11 protein-coding genes are annotated in these 17470 nt (G+C 69.4%); 8 read left to right on the top strand and 3 right to left on the bottom strand.

Annotation, left to right across the window (positions count from 1 at the left end):
* Nucleotides 1-86: 86 nt before the first annotated feature.
* On the top strand, nucleotides 87-800 hold the full coding sequence (recO, locus tag HPA02_RS05295; protein WP_146802047.1) for a DNA repair protein RecO: 714 nt from the start codon (nucleotides 87-89) through the stop codon (nucleotides 798-800).
* A 69-nt stretch (nucleotides 801-869) separates the two neighbouring features.
* Nucleotides 870-1652: a pyridoxine 5'-phosphate synthase gene (gene pdxJ / locus HPA02_RS05300; protein WP_146802048.1), complete on the top strand. Its 783-nt coding sequence runs from the start codon at nucleotides 870-872 to the stop codon at nucleotides 1650-1652.
* A 33-nt stretch (nucleotides 1653-1685) separates the two neighbouring features.
* Here the strand turns inward: pdxJ and HPA02_RS05305 are convergent, their stop codons facing one another.
* On the bottom strand, nucleotides 1686-4391 hold the full coding sequence (locus tag HPA02_RS05305; RefSeq protein ID WP_146802049.1) for an ATP-binding protein: 2706 nt from the start codon (nucleotides 4389-4391) through the stop codon (nucleotides 1686-1688).
* Nucleotides 4392-4508: 117 nt separating this feature from the next.
* On the opposite strand from HPA02_RS05305, the gene cysM reads away from it, so the two are divergent.
* From cysM to HPA02_RS05335, 6 genes are all read left to right on the top strand, one after another.
* The gene (gene cysM / locus HPA02_RS05310; protein ID WP_146802050.1) at nucleotides 4509-5399 is read left to right on the top strand and encodes a cysteine synthase CysM; all 891 of its coding nucleotides are present in this window, start codon (nucleotides 4509-4511) and stop codon (nucleotides 5397-5399) included.
* 1 nt (nucleotide 5400) lies between these two features.
* On the top strand, nucleotides 5401-6786 hold the full coding sequence (locus tag HPA02_RS05315; RefSeq protein WP_146802051.1) for a methyltransferase domain-containing protein: 1386 nt from the start codon (nucleotides 5401-5403) through the stop codon (nucleotides 6784-6786).
* A gap of 251 nt (nucleotides 6787-7037) precedes the next feature.
* Nucleotides 7038-9293 carry a GTP diphosphokinase gene (gene relA, locus HPA02_RS05320; protein ID WP_146802052.1) on the top strand — a complete coding sequence of 752 codons (2256 nt, stop codon included), beginning with the start codon at nucleotides 7038-7040 and terminating at the stop codon, nucleotides 9291-9293.
* A complete protein-coding gene (gene mazG / locus HPA02_RS05325; protein WP_146802053.1) occupies nucleotides 9290-10147 on the top strand; it encodes a nucleoside triphosphate pyrophosphohydrolase in 858 nt (285 codons plus the stop codon). The genes relA and mazG overlap by 4 nt, the downstream gene beginning before the upstream one ends.
* Nucleotides 10144-12792 (top strand): phosphoenolpyruvate carboxylase, encoded by a 2649-nt coding sequence (gene ppc, locus HPA02_RS05330; protein ID WP_146802054.1) that lies wholly within the window; start codon nucleotides 10144-10146, stop codon nucleotides 12790-12792. The genes mazG and ppc overlap by 4 nt, the downstream gene beginning before the upstream one ends.
* A gap of 245 nt (nucleotides 12793-13037) precedes the next feature.
* Nucleotides 13038-14414, top strand: coding sequence for a diguanylate cyclase (locus tag HPA02_RS05335; protein WP_146802055.1), 1377 nt, complete (start codon nucleotides 13038-13040; stop codon nucleotides 14412-14414).
* A gap of 102 nt (nucleotides 14415-14516) precedes the next feature.
* Here HPA02_RS05335 and HPA02_RS05340 read toward each other — a convergent pair whose 3' ends face one another.
* Both HPA02_RS05340 and HPA02_RS05345 read right to left on the bottom strand, forming a co-directional pair.
* Nucleotides 14517-15395, bottom strand: coding sequence for a ketopantoate reductase family protein (locus tag HPA02_RS05340; protein ID WP_146802056.1), 879 nt, complete (start codon nucleotides 15393-15395; stop codon nucleotides 14517-14519).
* On the bottom strand, nucleotides 15395-17377 hold the full coding sequence (locus HPA02_RS05345; RefSeq protein WP_146802057.1) for a DNA topoisomerase III: 1983 nt from the start codon (nucleotides 17375-17377) through the stop codon (nucleotides 15395-15397). The genes HPA02_RS05340 and HPA02_RS05345 overlap by 1 nt, the downstream gene beginning before the upstream one ends.
* Nucleotides 17378-17470: the final 93 nt, after the last annotated feature.

The raw sequence follows: 17470 nt of genomic DNA on the forward strand, positions 1-17470 counted from the left end.
CCGGCCTGCCCCCAGCGCCCCTCAGCGATTCCGGCAACAAGGCCCTTATTGCTCGCAGGAGCTCAGCCTGAATTGGATGGCAAGCCATGCAGCCACAACCCGCCTTTCTGCTGCATAAGCGCCCCTACCGGGAGACCAGTGCCCTGGTGGAACTGATCACCCTGGACCACGGCCGGGTACGTGCCGTGGCACGCGGCGTACAGCGCCCCGGCAGCCGCAGCCGTGGCCGATTGCAGCCCTTTACTCCCCTGCACCTGACCTGGAGCGGCCACGCCGAGCTCAAGCGCCTGGGGCTGATGGAGAGTCGCGGCGCGGCGGCGCTGCTGGCCGGCGAGGCGCTGCTGTGTGGCTTCTATGCCAATGAGCTGCTGACCCGCACCCTGCCGGTGGAGTTGCCGGTGGCCGAGGTGTTCGCCTTCTATGGCGCATTGCTCGAGGCGTTGCCGTTTCCGGAGCGGCGGGCCCCGGCCCTGCGGCGCCTGGAGCTGGCCCTGCTGGAGGCCCTGGATGCGGCGCCCGTCTATATGGACGAGCAGGGGGCCGAGCTGGATCCCCAGGGTCGCTATGCCTATCGGGCCGAGGCGCGTCACTTCGTGCGCCTGGCCGAAGGCGGCCTGGACGGGCGCACCCTGCGCCTGCTGGCCCAGAGCGACTGGAGCGAGCCGGGGCTGGCGGGTCCCGCCAAGGGACTCGCCCGGGCGGCCCTGGCGCCGCTGCTGGGCAGCCGCCCGCTACGCTCCCGTGAGTTGATGCAGCGCCTCGCCGCTTCCCGGCATGCCGCGGCGTCGCCGGGTGCTTGATCCGGGCTTCCCGCTGTCGGCGTCTGCCTTTACCCTTATGCCCTGATTTCCTTTTTCCTGGAGCCCGTTATGCATCCCCCGCGTATTCTGCTCGGCGTCAATATCGATCATATCGCCACCCTGCGCCAGGCTCGTGGCACCCGCTACCCGGACCCGGTCCAGGCGGCGCTGCTGGCCGAGGAGGCCGGTGCCGACGGCATCACCGTGCACCTGCGCGAGGATCGCCGGCATATCCAGGAGCGCGACGTGCGCCTGCTGGCCGAGGTGCTCAATACCCGCATGAACCTGGAGATGGCGGTCACCGAGGAGATGCTGACCCTGGCCGAAGCCGTGCGCCCGGCGCATGTCTGCCTGGTGCCGGAGAAGCGCGAGGAGCTGACCACCGAGGGGGGACTGGACGTGGTGGGCGGCTTCGCGGCGATCGCCGCGGCCTGCACGCGTCTGGCCGCCGCCGGCTGCGAGGTGTCGCTGTTTATCGACCCGGAGCCGAGTCAGATCGAGGCCGCCGCCAAGGCCGGGGCACCAGTGATCGAGCTGCATACCGGGGCCTATGCCGAGGCCAGCGGCGAGGCGGCACGCCAGGAACATGAGCGCATCGCCGCCGCCGCCGAACTGGCCGGCGAGCTGGGGCTGATCGTCAATGCCGGCCATGGCCTGCACTACCATAATGTCGAGGCCATCGCCGCCATCCCCGGCCTGCATGAGCTCAATATCGGCCATGCCATTATCGCCCGATCCCTCTTCGTGGGGCTCAAGGAGGCGGTGGCGGAGATGAAGCGCCTGATCATCGCCGGCCAGGAGGCGGGTTTCGTGGCGGCCCTGGACGCGCACGACCACGATCATGAGCACTGAGCCGCGCCCGGGGAGACCAATCCCCCGGGCCGGCTATTTCGGCGCGCCGGAGGCGGTTTCCATGGCCTGAGGCGCCTCCTCGTCGCTCCAGGCACGCAGCCGCGCCATGGCGGCATGCAGGGCCTCGACCAGCGCCTCGGTATCGGCCAGGCCGGCGACCCGCAGGCGGGTCTCCAGGGTCTCGGCCAGCAGCGCCAACTGGGGCACGCCACAGTAGCGACAGGCGCCATTGAGGGCATGCACGGCATCCAGGAAGGCGACCTCGTCTTCGGCGTCCCAGGCCTCGCGCAGCTGGCGCTCGGTGTCGTCGAGGCTGGCCAGGAGCATTCCCAGGGTCTGGCGCGCCAGGTCCTCGCGCCCGCCGGCCAACTGGGTGCCCAGGGCCAGGTCCACCGCCGGCAGTTCCTCGTCGGCGGTGGGCGTCGGGCGCCGTCTGGCCACGCGGCGCGGCGCGGCGGCGGGCAGGCTCAGGGCCATGTTGAGATGCTGTCCCAGCAGGCCGACCAGGGCCTCCGCCTGAATCGGCTTGATCAGCACATCATGCATGCCCGCCTTGAGCAGCCGCTGGCGCTCCTCCTCCAGGGCATGGGCGGTCACCGCGATGATCGGGCAGCGTCGCCAGGCATCGCCCAGCTCGCGCAGTGCCTTCATCGCCTCCACCCCATCCATGCCCGGCATGCGGATATCCATCAGCACCAGGTCGAAGGGGCGGGAGCGGCCCCGGGCGAGGGCCTCCTCGCCGCTGGCGGCCTCCTCCACGTCCAGGCCCAGGCCATCGAGCATCTCGCGGACCAGCAGCCGATTGGAGTCGGTGTCGTCGACGACCAGCACCCGCCGGGGGGTAATGGCGGCGGCAGGCGACTCGATCGGGGCGGGCGTCGGGGCATTCAGCTGGCGCTGGATTACCGCCGCGAGGCTGCGCCGCGACAGCGGCTTGCTGATCACCTCGCCGCCATGGGGTAGGGGCAGGTCGGGGATATCGAAGGGCGGCACGTTGGCCATCACGATGCTGGGGCAGCGCACGCCGGCCAGGCATTCCCTCCAGCTGACCATCTCGGCCTTGGCCATCGGCAGCGGCGGCAGCCCCACCAGCAGCAGGTCCGGGGCCGCCTGGGGGGCGTCGCAGGGCGTCGCCTCCTCCAGGACCTGCAGCTCGGCGCCCCAGGCCCTCAGCAGGTGCGCCAGGGCGTGGCGAGTCGCCGCGTGGGGCTCGTAGAGGGCGACCCGCTGGCCGCCCAGGTCCAGCTCCAGGGGGCGCTCCTCCAGCGACTTGGCGCGCAGCGGCAGGCTCAGGGTGAAGGTGGAGCCGCGCCCCGGGGCGCTCTCCACGGCGATCTCGCCGCCCATCTGTTCGACCAGCTGGCGACAGATCATCAGCCCCAGGCCGGTGCCGCCATAGTGGCGGGTATCGCTGTCACGGGTCTGCTGGAAGGCCTGGAAGAGGCGTCGCTGGCTGGCCTCGTCCATGCCGATGCCGGTATCGCTGATCTGCACCCGCAGGATCACCTCGGCGCCTTCGGCCTCCTCGAGCATCACCCGCACCAGGATCTCGCCCTTCTCGGTGAACTTGATGGCGTTATGGACCAGGTTGGTCAGCACCTGCTTGAGGCGCAGGGGGTCACCCTGCAACTGGGCGGGTACGTCATCATAGACCAGCCCCAGCAGGTGCAGCTGCTTCTGCTGGGCCATGGGCGCCTGCAGGCCCAGCACCTCGTCGACGATCACCAGGATATCCAGGTCGACGCTCTCCAGTTCCAGCTTGCCCGCCTCGATCTTGGAGAAGTCGAGGATATCGTTGATCAGCGACAGCAGGTTGTTGGAGGCCTTGTGCACATGGCTGAGCCACTCCTGCTGACGGTCGTCGAGCTCCGAGCGGGCCAGTAGCTGGCAGAAGCCGATGACGCCGTTGAGCGGGGTGCGGATCTCGTGGCTCATGTTGGCCAGGAATTCCGACTTGATGCGGCTCGCCTCCAAGGCGCGGCGGTGGGCCATATCGAGCTCGATGTTCTTGATCTCGATGGTCTCCATGGACTCCTGCAGGTCCAGGGTGGTCTGCTCGATATGCTGCTGCATCTCCTCCTGGGCACGGCTCAGGTAGTCGGCCAGGGCATTGAGTCCGTGGGCCAGCTCGGCGGTCTCCACCGGGCCGCGGGTATCCAGGCGCGGCCGGTAGTCGCCGCTGTTGAAGCGCTCCAGGGCGCGGCGCAGCGACTCCAGCGGCTGCACCCATTGGCGCCCCAGGGCGTAGGCGAGCAGGAAGAGCGCCAGCCCCAGCACCAGGCAGCCCAGGCCGACCAGGGTCAGGTGGCGGTAGAGCGCCAGGCGCAGGGGCGTGGGGTCGAGCTCCAGGTCGACCCACAGGGGGCGCTCCAGGTCCGGCAGGGGCGTCAGCAGGCGCCACTCCTGCCAGGTGGCCGTGCTGGCCGGGTCGGGGCGCAGCGACTCCTGTCCCTTGCCCAGATGCAGGGGGGTATCGCCCTGGGAGTCACGCAGGCTCAGCGCCTGGACCGGTGGCTCGTCCATCAGGCGCTGGGCCAGGCGCTCCAGGCGTGGTTCGTCGCCCGCCTCGATGGCCTCGGCCAGGGAGGGGGCCAGCAGGCTCACGGCACGCTCCAGGCGCTGCTGGACGGCCTGCTGCTGCTGGTGTTCGAGGTAGAGGAGGCTCGCCACGGCGATGCCGCTGATCAGGATCAGCGGCATCAGGAAGACGAGCAGCATCAGGCGGGTTCGCAAGGACATCGGGGCTTCCCTTGGCACCAGGAGTTGGCGGACAGTATGACATAGCCGGGGATCATCACTGTCACCCGGCCGGTCCCACGGATATAATGGAAAAAACGTTTCCATAAGGAAAGTTAGATGCAGTTTCCCACCCTCGAGGACGTGGTCGGCAACACGCCCCTGGTGCGCCTGCAGCGCATCGGTGCCGGCCGCAACAACACCCTGTTGGCCAAGCTGGAGGGCAATAACCCGGCGGGTTCCGTCAAGGATCGTCCGGCCCTGTCGATGATTCAGCAAGCCGAGGCCCGCGGCGAGATCCGCCCCGGCGATACCCTGGTCGAGGCCACCTCCGGCAATACCGGCATCGCCCTGGCCATGGCCGCCGCCATCAAGGGTTACCGCATGGTGCTGATCATGCCCGAGAACGCCTCCGAGGAACGCAAGCAGGCCATGGCCGCCTACGGCGCCGAGCTGATCGGCGTCAGCAAGGAGGGGGGCATGGAGGAGGCCCGGGACCTAGCCGAGGCGATGATCGGCCGGGGCGAGGGCAAGGGGCTCGATCAGTTCGCCAACCCCGATAACCCCCTGGCCCACTACCAGGGCACCGGTCCCGAGCTGTGGCGCCAGACCGAGGGGCGGATCACCCACTTCGTCAGCTCCATGGGTACCACCGGCACCATCATGGGCGTCTCCCGCTACCTCAAGGAGCGCAACCCCGAGGTGCAGATCGTCGGCCTGCAGCCGGAGGATGGCGCCAGCATCGCCGGCATCCGCCGCTGGCCCGAGGAATACCTGCCGCGGATCTATGATGCCAGCCGCGTCGATCGGGTGCTGGATATCGGCCAGGAAGAGGCCGAGGTGCATATGCGCCGCCTGGCCCGGGAAGAGGGCATCATGGCCGGCGTCTCCTCCGGCGGCGCCCTGGCCGGGGCCCTGCGTATCGCCGAGCGGGTGGAGAACGCGGTGATCGTCTTTATCGTCTGCGACCGCGGCGACCGTTACCTCTCCACCGGCCTGTTCGGAGCCTGACATGGCGATGCTTGGCAAACGTCGCCCCCCGCGGCGGCGCTCCGGCGTGTCGGGACTCAGTGGCCGCGCCGCCACGCCGGCGCCCGCACCCGTCGGCGACGAGGGTGGCGTGGTGATCGAGCGTCTCGCTCACGATGGCCGTGGCCTGACCCATGGCGCCGATGGCAAGGCCTGCTTCGTCGAGGGCGCCCTGCCCGGCGAGCGAGTGCGCCTGGCGGTGCACCGCCAGCGCAAGCGCTTCGACGAGGCCCATCTGCGCGAGCTGATCACGGCCTCGCCGGAGCGAATCGAGCCCCCCTGCGCCCACTACGGCAGCTGTGGCGGCTGTGACCTCCAGCATCTGACCCCGCACGCCCAGCGTCGCCACAAGCAGGCGGTGCTCGCCGAGCAACTCGGCCGTCAGGGCGTGGCCCTGGAGGCGCCGTTGCAACTGCTGGCCGGCGAAGGGCTCGGCTATCGGCGCCGGGCACGCCTCGGCGTGCGGCTCGATGCCGAGGGGACCCTGCACCTGGGGTTTCGCGGCCGGCGTAGCCACCACCTGGTGGATATCGCCGCCTGCCCGGTGTTGACCCCGTCCCTCGACCGGCTGCTTCCGGCCCTGCGCGAGCATCTTCCCAGCCTGGAGGCACCCCGCCAGGTGGGGCACCTGGAGCTGATCGACAGCGATGCCGGCGTTGCCCTGGTGGTGCGCCAGCTGCGCGACAATCCCCGCGACGCCGAGCGCTGGCGGGCCTTCGCCGAGCGCCAGGGCGTGCACCTGGCCTGGCTGCTAGGCCGCGAGGCGCCGGTGCTGCGCTGGCTCGGCGAGGCACCGAGCCTGCACTATGCCCTGGGCGAGCTGCGGGTCCACTTCGCCCCGGGGGACTTCATCCAGGTCAATGGCGAGGTCAATCGTGCCCTGGTGGAGCATGCCCTGGCCTGGCTGGCGCCGGCCCCGGGGGAGGCCGTGCTCGACCTCTTCGCCGGGGTCGGTAATTTCAGCCTGCCGCTGGCCGCCGCCGGGGCCCGGGTCACCGGGGTCGAGGGCAGTCCGGCGATGGTCGAGCGCCTGGCCGATAATGCCCGGGCCAATGCGCTCTCCCTCGCCGCGCGTCAGGCAGACCTCAACGACCCCGGGGCGGTGGCGCGATTGCTCGACGAGGTGCCGGCGACGGCGGCACTGCTCGACCCGCCCCGGGAGGGCGCCGAGGCGGTATGTCGCGCCCTGGCCAAACAAGGGGCGGTGGAGCGGCTACTCTATGTCTCCTGTGACCCGGCGACCCTGGCTCGGGATGCCGCCATCTTGGCGGCGGGGGGCCTGCGGCCGGTGCGTGGCGCCGTGGCCGATATGTTCGCCCAGACGGCACACCTGGAGTCGGTACTGCTATTTCGCCGCGGGGAAGGTTAGTCGGGGATACGCCATTGGGAACAAAGGGGCGCTGGGGGTAGGTCGGAGCAAAGCGTCTTTATCATGGACGATAAAGTCGAGCTTCCATGGAAGGATTCACAGCGTCTTTGCGGAGTGCCTACCCCCAGGTTAGCCCCGGGACCTGGCCAGGCTGGTGGGCCAAGATGCCATCGTTTGCCTTGGCGAGGTTGTTAGAACAATTAGCGGGCCGTCGGCCGGCGGCCCGGGGTGGAATCAAGGAGCGCCAGGAGATGGTGAAGGTTCGTGAAGACCAGCCGCTGAACGGCGAGGGCCGGGTCGATATCGACCAGTGGCTGGTGCGCCTGCAGGAAGACGTGACCCTGAGTGACCCGGCGAAGCTGCGCCGAGCCTGTGAGCTGGCACAGCGCCTGGCCGCCGATAACGCGGGCAGCCACAAGACCTGGCTGCCCCAGGACACCAGCTTCCGCATGGGCCTGGAGATGGCCGATATCCTCGGCGAGCTCAAGCTCGACCAGGCCGCGCTCGAGGCCGCGGTGCTCTACCGCACCGTGCGTGAGGGGCTGCTGAGCCAGGAGCAGGTCGCCAAGCAGTTCGGCGACGAGGTGGCGCGGCTGATCGACGGCGTGCTGCAGATGGCCGCCATCAGCCAGCTGACCCCCAGCCACGGCATGCAGCAGCACGACCAGCAGGACAACCTGCGCAAGATGCTGGTGACCATGATCGACGACGTGCGCGTCGCCCTGATCAAGATCGCCGAGCGCACCTGCGCCCTGCGCCAGGTCAAGGACGCCCCCCGCGACAAGCGCCTGCAGGTGGCCCGGGAGGTGTTCGATATCTATGCCCCCCTGGCCCACCGCCTGGGCATCGGCCACCTTAAGTGGGAGCTCGAGGACCTCTCCTTCCGCTACCTCCACGAGGAGGACTACAAGGCCATCGCCAAGCTGCTGGCGGAGAAGCGCCTCGACCGGGACCGCTATATCAGCGATGTGGTGGGCACCCTCGAGGAGCTGCTGGAGGCCCAGGGCATCACCCGCTACGCGGTGGACGGTCGCGCCAAGCATATCTACTCCATCTGGCGCAAGATGAAGCGCAAGCGCATCGACTTCTCCCAGGTCTATGATGTCCGCGCGGTGCGTATCCTGGTGCCGGAGGTGGCCGACTGCTACACCGCCCTGGGGCTCGTCCACTCCCGCTGGCACCATGTGCCCCACGAGTTCGACGACTATATCGCCAACCCCAAGAAGAACGGCTACCAGTCCCTGCACACCGCCGTGCTGGGGCCGGAGAACAAGGTACTGGAGATCCAGATCCGCACCTTCGCCATGCACGAGGAGGCGGAGCTCGGCGTCTGCGCCCACTGGCGCTACAAGGGCCACGACACCAAGGCCAAGAGCTCCAGCTACGAGGAGAAGATCGCCTGGCTGCGCCAGGTCCTCGAGTGGCAGGAGGAAGTGGGCGAGTTCGGCGACCTGCGCGAGGGCCTCAACAGCGACGTGGCCCCGGATCGCATCTACGTCTTCACCCCCGACGGCCACGTCATCGACCTGCCGCGCATCGCCACCCCCATCGATTTTGCCTACCGGGTGCACACCGAGGTGGGGCATCGCTGCCGGGGTGCCAAGGTCAACGGCCGCATCGTGCCGCTCACCTACAAGCTCAAGACCGGCCAGCAGGTGGAGATCCTCACCGCCAGCAAGGGTGGCCCCAGCCGCGACTGGCTCAACCCCAGCCTCGGCTACGTGCGCACCTCCCGGGCCCGGGCCAAGATCCAGGCCTGGTTCAAGCAGCAGGCCCGGGGCCAGAACCTAGAGGAGGGCAAGGCGCTCTTCGAGCGCGAGATGAAGCGCCTCGACCTCGAGGACATGGACCTGGAGACCCTGGCCCACAAGGTCAATTATCAGGGCCCCGACGACATGTACGCGGCGCTCGGCGCCGGCGACCTGCGCATCGGCCAGGTGCTGCACCAGGCCCAGCAATTGTTCGGTGAGTCCGACGATCAGGAGCGGCTCGACCGGCTGCTGGCCAAGCCCCGCAAGGCGCCGCCCAAGGGGGGCAAGAGCGCTATCACCGTGCTCGGCGTGGGCAACCTCAAGACCAGCATGGCCAACTGCTGCCACCCAGTACCCGGGGAGGCCATCGTCGGCTTTATCACCCAGGGGCGCGGGGTCACCATCCACCGCCAAGAGTGTCCGAATATCCTCCAGCTGCGCCTCGACGAGCCGCAGCGCATCATCGAGGTGGAGTGGGGCGAGCGCCCCGGCACCCAGTACCCGGTGGATATCGTCATCGAGGCCTGGGACCGCTCCGGGTTGCTGCGTGACGTCACCGGCCTGTTGGGCAACGAGAAGGTCAATGTGCTCTCGGTAAACACCCGCACCGACAGCGAGGACGGCATCGCCCGGCTGGCCATCACCCTGGAGGTGGATAGCCTGGAGACCCTGGGGCGACTCTTCTCGCGGATCCAGCAGTTGCCCAATGTGATCGACGTCAAGCGGTTGCGCACCGGCAAGGGGGGCAAGGCATGAGCGAGCCCCGCTACGGCCTCGATGACCTGCTGACCCTGATGGCGGTGCTGCGCGACGCCGACCAGGGCTGCCCCTGGGACCTCAAGCAGGACTGGGACAGCATCGTGCCGCATACCCTGGAGGAGGCCTACGAGGTGGCCGACGCCATCGAACGGCGCGCCTATGCAGAGCTGCCCGGGGAGCTCGGCGACCTGCTCTTCCAGGTGGTCTACTACGCCCAGTTCGGGGCCGAGGAGGGACGCTTCGACTTCCACGATGTGGTTCACGCCCTGACTGCCAAGATGCTGCGCCGCCACCCCCATGTCTTTCCCGAGGGCAGCCTGGCCTCGCGGCGGCCCCCGGGGGTGAGCGCCGAGGCGATCGAGGCCCGCCAGGTGCACTCCCGCTGGGAGAGCCTCAAGGCCGAGGAGCGCGCCGAGCGGGATGCCCGCTCGGTGCTCGACGACGTGCCGAGGACGCTGCCGGCCCTGTCGCGGGCCGCCAAGCTGGCCAAGCGCGCCGCCCGGGTCGGCTTCGACTGGCCCGACGAGACCGGGGTGATCGCCAAGATCCGCGAGGAGCTCGCCGAGGTGGAGGCCGCCCTGGCCGCCGGGGACCGGGATCACGCCGCCGAGGAGGTGGGCGACCTGCTGTTCGCGGTGACCAACCTGGCGCGCAAGCTCAAGGCCGACCCCGAACGGTGCCTGTGCGGCACCAACGCCAAGTTCGAGCGCCGCTTCCGCCGCGTGGAGGCGGCCCTGGCCGAGGCGGGGCGGGATCTCGCCGACGCCAGCCTGGACGAGATGGAAGATCACTGGCAGGCCGCCAAGCGCGAGGAGCCGGCCGCCGCGCATTCCGAGGAGGGAGCCAAATGAGTCACGACCTGCACGAATCCCTGCGCGACAACGTACGCATCCTGGGCGATAGCCTGGGGCGCACCATCGCCGATGACCTGGGGGAAGCCTTCGTCGATCGTATCGAGGCGATCCGCGCCTTCGCCAAGCGCGGCCGCTCCGGCGACGCCCAGGGCCGCCGCGAGCTGATCGAGTACCTGCGCCGGCTGCCGGACCGCGACCTGCTGCCGGTGACCCGGGCCTTCAACCAGTTCCTCAACCTGGCCAATATCGCCGAGCAGCACTACCGGGCGCGCTTCCGCCGGGTGGAGGACTACAAGCCCGGCAGCCAGCCGGTGCTCGGCGAGCTGCTGGCCCGGGCCCGGGCCTCCGGCTACTCCGCCCAGACCCTGGTGGAGACGCTGGCCAGCATGCGCGTGGAGCTGGTGCTGACCGCCCACCCCACCGAGGTCATCCGGCGTACCCTGATCCAGAAGTACGATGCCATCGACGACTGCCTGACCACCATCGAGGCCTCCGGCGAGTACCCGGAGCGGGCCAGCCGCGCCCAGGGACGCCTGGAGGAGCTGATCAGCCAGGCCTGGCACACCGACGAGATTCGCCACGAGCGCCCCTCGCCGGTGGACGAGGCCAAGTGGGGCTTCGCGGTGATCGAGAACTCCCTGTGGCAGGCGGTGCCCGATTTCCACCGCGACCTGGACAACCTGCTGCTGGAGGAGGCCGGCGAGCGACTGCCCCTGGACGCCGCGCCGCTGCGCTTCGCCTCCTGGATGGGCGGCGACCGCGACGGCAACCCCAATGTCACCGCCAAGGTCACCCGGGAGGTGCTGCTGCTGGGACGCTGGATGGCCGCGGACCTCTACCTGCGCGACCTGGAGCAGCTCAAGGCGGAGCTCTCCATGTGGAAGGCCAATAGCGCGCTGAAGGCCGAGGTGGGCGAGGTGGCCGAGCCCTACCGGGCGCTGCTCAAGCGCCTGGCCGCCCGGGTCGAGGCGACCCGCGACTGGGCCAAGGCGTGCCTGGACGGGCGCCCCTACGAGGGCGGCCCGATCATCGAGAACCGCGACCAGCTCTATGCGCCCCTGCTGACCTGCTACCGCTCCCTGTGCGACGTGGGCCTGGACACCATCGCCAACGGCGTGCTGCTCGATACCCTGCGCCGGGTGGCGGTATTCGGCGTCACCCTGACCAAGCTGGATATCCGCCAGGATGCCGCCCGTCACGCCCAGGTCTTCGAGGAGCTTAGCGACTACCTGGGGCTCGGCAACTACCGGGAGTGGGACGAGGCCCGGCGCCAGGCCTTCCTGCTCGAGGAGCTCGCCTCCAACCGGCCGCTGATCCCGCGTCGCTGGGAGTGTTCCACCGAGACCCATGAGGTGCTCGATACCTTCCGGGTCATCGCCCGGGAGCAGCGCGAGGCGCTGGGTACCTACATCATCTCCATGGCCGGCCAGCCCTCCGACGTGCTGGCGGTGGCGCTGTTGATGAAGGAGGTGGGCGGCGACGTGCGCCTGCCCATCGCCCCGCTGTTCGAGACCCTGGCCGACCTGGACCGGGCCGGCGAGGTGATCGACCAGCTGCTGGCGCTGCCCGGCTACCGGGCCCTGGCCGGCGACAGCCAGGAGGTGATGATCGGCTACTCCGACTCCGCCAAGGACGCCGGCCAGTTGGCCGCCGCCTGGGCCCAGTACCGGGCCCAGGAGACCCTGGTGGCGGTCTGCGAGCGCCATGGCGTCGACCTGACCCTGTTCCATGGCCGCGGCGGCACCGTGGGTCGCGGCGGCGGCCCGGCTCACGCCGCCATCCTCTCCCAGCCGCCGGGTTCGGTGAACGGCAGCCTGAGGGTCACCGAGCAGGGCGAGATGATTCGCTTCAAGTTCGGCCAGCCGGATATCGCCCTGCGCTCCATGGAGATCTACGCCTGCGCCGTGCTGGAGGCCTCGCTGCTGCCGCCCCCGGCGCCCAAGCCCGAGTGGCGGGAGGAGATGGATCGCCTGGCGGGCATCGCCCACCGCGGCTACGTGGGGGTGGTGCGGGAGAACCCCGACTTCGTGCCCTATTTCCGGGCGGTGACCCCGGAGGGCTCCCTGGGCCGCCTGCCGCTGGGCTCGCGGCCCACCAAGCGGCGTCAGGACGGCGGCGTGGAGACCCTGAGGGCGATTCCCTGGATCTTCGCCTGGACCCAGACCCGCTTGATGCTGCCCGCCTGGCTGGGCAGCGGCGAGGCCTTCGCCACCCGGCTGGCGGAGCAGGGCGGCCTGGAGCGGCTGCGTGAGATGCGCGCCCACTGGCCCTTCTTCGGCACCTACCTGGACATGCTGGAGATGCTGCTGGCCAAGGCCGATGTGGAGATCGCCGCCTACTACGAGCACCGCCTGGTGGACGAGCCGGCGCTGCTGGAGCTGGGGGGCGCCCTGCGCGAGCGCTTCGGCCGCTTGCATCAGGGATTGCTGGAGATCCTCGATCAGCAGGAGCTGCTCGAGGGCACGCCGCTGATTCGTCAGGCCATCGAGGTGCGCAACCCCTATATCGACCCCCTGCACGGCCTCCAGGCGGAGCTCCTGCAGCGTAACCGGGACGCCGACGGCGCCATCAGCCCCGAGCTCTCCCGGGCGTTGATGGTGACCATGGCCGGTATCTCGGCCGGGCTGCGCAATACTGGCTAAGAGGGACGTCGCTTTGACCTGGGTTGAAACGCCTGATGGTGGCTCTCTATCCATCGGCCGGTATCTCGGCCGGCTTGCGCAATACCGGCCACCTCACCTTCTCTTGTGATACCGATAATGGATACCGGGGCCTTCGCCCCGGTTTTTTTGGTAAAGTTGGTTGCGGAACAGACGAAATAACCAAATAACCGGTGTGTCGCAGGGATACGTGACCCCGGGCCCCTTCTCGGTACCCAAGGTGACCCATGCATTACCAGGATTACTGCCAGCTGGTGGCGGGCTGGCAACAGCTGCTCGGCCGTTTCACGGATAGTCTGCGTCGGCAGGTGGAGGCCATCGTGGCAGCCAACACGGAGGAACTGGCCAGCCACTTCTACGCCACCATGCTGGAGGACCCCCACGCCTCGCTGTTTCTCTCCAACGAGCAGGTCAAGCAGCGCCTGCACCCCTCCATGCAGCGTTGGCTGACCAGTCTCTTCGCGGTGGGCAATACCGCGGGCGAGGCCCTGGAGAGCCTGATTCGCCAGCAGGAGCAGATCGGCCAGGTGCATGCCCGGGTCGATATCCCGGTCAACCTGGTGCTCAGCGGCGCGCGCCACCTCAAGCAGCGCCTCTATGAGTTCTTCGCCGAGCAACTGGTCGATCCCGCCCTAGGCGGCCAGGCCGCCATCTACGCCTCGGACAATATCGATATGGCCATGGAGATCATGAGTCACGCCTACTCCCTGGCCAATGATCGCAACGCCCGCACCGAGGAGGCCTACCGGCTCTTCTCCCTGACCCAGAACCTGGGCAGCGAGCGGGAGCGACAGCGCGCCGCCCTGCTGGACTGGGAAAACAACCTGATGTTTGCGGTGGCCGCGGCGCAGGACACCGAGGCGCTGCCGCGCCTTGGTGCCTCGGAGTTCGGGCTCTGGTATCACCACAAGGCGATGCATGCCTTCGAGGGCGTCCAGGAGGTCCGCGCCATCAGCGAGACCATCGCGCGTATCGACCAGTCGCTGTTGCCCGCCATCGCCGGCGAGGACCGCCAGCAGGCCATGGCGCGTCTTACCGAGATTCGCGAGGGGACCCGTTCCATTCATCTGCTGCTCAATGGCCTGCTGGAGCGCGCCGCCGGGCTCGAGGCCGGGCGCGATGCCTTGACCAAGCTGCTCAATCGCAAGTTCCTGCCGGTGGTGCTCAACCGCGAACTCGAGATGAGTCGGGCGGCCGGCAAGACCTTCGCCTTGCTGATGGTGGATATCGACCACTTCAAGCGCATCAACGATACCCATGGCCATGAGGCCGGCGATCAGGTGCTGCAGCAGATGGCGGCGCTACTGGATCGCAATACCCGCGGCGGCGACTACCTCTTCCGCCTGGGGGGCGAGGAATTTCTGATCGTGGTGGTGGATACCGATGCCGAGCGCGCTCGGCTGTTTGCCGAACGCCTGCGGCGCCAGGTGGAGGCGGAGGACTTCCTGGTGGCGGCGGATACCCTGATCGAGGTCACCGTCAGCCTGGGCCTGGCCCTGCATCACGGCCACCCCGACTACCAGCGGCTGATGCGCAGCGCCGACGAGGCGCTCTATCAGGCCAAGCACGGCGGCCGTAACCGCCTGGTGATCGCCACCCCTTGATAGCGCCGACGAGCCGGCTCTCTCCAAGTCCAGCCAAGCATGGTGGCCGTAATCGCCTGGTGATCGCTTAGGTCGGCTGTTGCATAAGGCCTAGGCCCTGGATCAGTGGTAGCGGTCCAGGCCGCGGTAGGCCGCCAGCAGGCCGTCGTGGGGGAGGCCGTGGCGGCGGGCGGCCTCGAGCAGCGGGCCGAGGATGGCGTCACGCTCGGTGGGACGCCCGGCGCTGGCGTCCTGAAGCATGGAGGCGCGGTTAGTGGCGGTGCCCTCGATCACGCCCCATACCAGCGCCGCCCAGCCCGGTTCGGGGGCGGGAATCCCCTCGGCGGCGAGAATCGGCGCCAGCTCATTGAGCATCGCCTCGACCATCGGCCGGAAGGGGCGGTCGCGAAGCTGGCCATTGCGAATCCCGAAGCGCGCCACCAGGGGATTGATGGCGGCGTTCACCGCCAGCTTGTGCCATAGCCGCTGGCGAATATCGGCGACCGCCGTGGCCGGCAGGCCGGCGCGGCTGAGGCGCTCGGCCAGCGCCGTCGCCAGCGCGGCGTGCTTCCCGTCGAGGCTGCCCAGCCAGGTATGGCCATGGCCGGCGTGTACCACGCCATCCTCCACGACATAGGCGCCCTCGCTGGTGCTGGCGCAGAGCACTGGCCCCGGCCAGGCATCGTGCAGGCGTGGCTGGACCTCATAACCGTTCTGCCAGAGCACCAGGGGCGTCTGGGGGGGCAGGACGAGCGATGCCAGGGCGGCCTCCGCCGACATCGACTTGGTGGTCAGGTGCAGGGCAGTGACGTCTTCCGGCAGCGCCGCCTCGCCGCTCAGGGCGCTATCGATCTCACGGTACAGGGTCTCGCCCTCGGGGGTGGTGAGCGCGAGTCGGGCCGACAGAGGACGGCGCCCCAACAGCTTGACCGGTTCCAGGGGGGCGAGGCGCAGGGCCAGCAATCGCCCCAGGGCGCCGGGGCCGAGTATCAGCTGGGTCATCAGGCGTCTCCCTTGGCGCGGCGTGCTCGGCCGCCCGTGGTGCGGGGTGTCGAGGCGCGTCGATTCGAGGTCTTGCTCCCCTTGCCGCCGCGCTTTCCTGCGCTGCCGCGACGCCCCTGGGTCGCGCGCCGCGGCGAGGGTGTCGGCGCCTCGATGGCCTGGCTCGCCGCCAGGGTCTGGCGCAGGGTCTGGGCGTCGGCGGCATTGAGCAGCCGGCGCAGGTCATCCACCAGGGCGCTCAGGAAGGGGGCCGGCGCCTCGTCCCGTTCGGCGATGGCGGCCAGGCGCTGCTCCCAGAGGGCGGTGCGCTCGGGCCGGCTCGCTGCCTCGGGCAGGGCGTTGATCAGCGCATGGCCGGTGCGACTGGCCCGCAGGCTACTCTTGTCGCGCACCAGATAGCCCCGTTCCACCAGGGTCTCGATGATTCCCGCCCGGGTCGCCTCGGTGCCCAGGCCATCGGAGTCGCGCAGGGTGCGCTTGACCGCCGGGTCGCTCACATAGCGGGCGATATTCATCATCGCCTTGATCAGGCTGGCGTCGTTGAAGGGCTCCGGGGGCCGGGTCTCGCGATCCTCCACCCGGGCGTCGAGGGCTCGGGCGGTCTCGCCTTCCACCAGGGGCGGCAGGGGCGGCGTCTCCTCCCGGGTGGTAAATAGCGGCTTCCAGCCCGCCACCTTGAGTTCGCTGCCCTGGGCACGGAAACGCTCGTCGAGAATCCGAAATTCCGCCTTCACCTCCCGGGTCTCCAGGGGCGGGTAGAACTGCGCCAGTACATTACGCACCACCAGCCGATAGACCCTGGCCTCGGCGTCGTCGAGGCGCGAGAAGTCCGGGGCGCGGCCGGTAGGCGCCAGGGCGTGGTGGGCGCCCACCTTGGCGTCGTCCCAAGCCCGGGAGCGCCGTGACAGGTCGGCGCCGGCCAGCCACTGGCCCAGGGTGGCGTCGCCCTGGCAGGCCCCGGCCAGGGTGCGTGGGGCCAGGGCGTGATGCTCCCGGGGCAGGTAGCGGCAGTCGGAGCGGGGATAGGTGATCAGCTGATGACGTTCGTAGAGGCGCTGGCAGATATCCAGCACCGCCTTGGCCGGGAGCTTGTAGCGCCGCGCCGCGTCCACCTGCAGCGCCGAGAGGGAGTAGGGCAGGGGCGCCGCCTGGCGCTTGTCCTGGGTCTGGAGTGCCACCAATTGACCCTCGGCGCCGGGCAGGCGCGCCGCCAGGGCCTCGGCGGGGAGCCGGGCCAGTAGCCGGCCCTGATCATCCAGGGGATGAGCCTCGCCGGGCTGCCACCAGGCCCGCAGCTGGCCGCCGGCCACCTGCAGGTCGGCCCACAGCACATGAAAGGGGCGCGGTTGGAAGGCGGCGATCTCCGCGTCCCGGCGCACCACCAGTCCCAGCACCGGCGTCTGCACCCGGCCCACCGAGAGCACGCCGTCGTGGCCCGCCTGGCGACCCACCAGGGTCCAGGCCCGGGTCAGGTTGATGCCGTACAGCCAATCGGCCCGGGCGCGCGTTTCGGCGGCACGGTACAGCGCCTGGTAGGCGGCGTTATCCTCCAGGCGGCCGAGGGCCCGCTCTACCGCCGGGCGGTTGAGGTCGCTGATCAGTAGCCGCGCCACCGGGCCCTTCCAGCCCAGGTGCTCGATCACCTCCTGCACCAGCAACTGCCCCTCCCGGTCCGGGTCGCCGGCATGTACCACCTCGCGGGCCTCCTTGAGCAGGCGGCGCAGCACCGCCAGCTGAGCGCGGGCCTTGGGGCGTGGCGTCAGCCGCCAGGGCTCGGGCAGGATCGGCAGGTGATCGAGCCGCCACTGCTTGTAGGCGGGATCGTAGGCATCCGGGGACGCCTGCTCCAGCAGGTGCCCCAGGCACCAGCTGACCCGGGTATCGCCCACCTGCAGGTAGCCCTCCTGGCGCTGGCTGCGACCCGGCAGGGCCTCGGCGATGGCCCGGGCCAGGCTGGGTTTCTCGGCGATGATCAGGCGCATGGGGCTCCCCTGAAAAAGCGGTATCTATGGATATTTTTCCAGTATTCCCGGCGCCTCGCCAGGTGTAACCTGTCAATAAATCCGTATAAGGTT

The organism is Bisbaumannia pacifica (assembly GCF_007989625.1).
Taxonomy (GTDB): domain Bacteria; phylum Pseudomonadota; class Gammaproteobacteria; order Pseudomonadales; family Halomonadaceae; genus Bisbaumannia; species Bisbaumannia pacifica.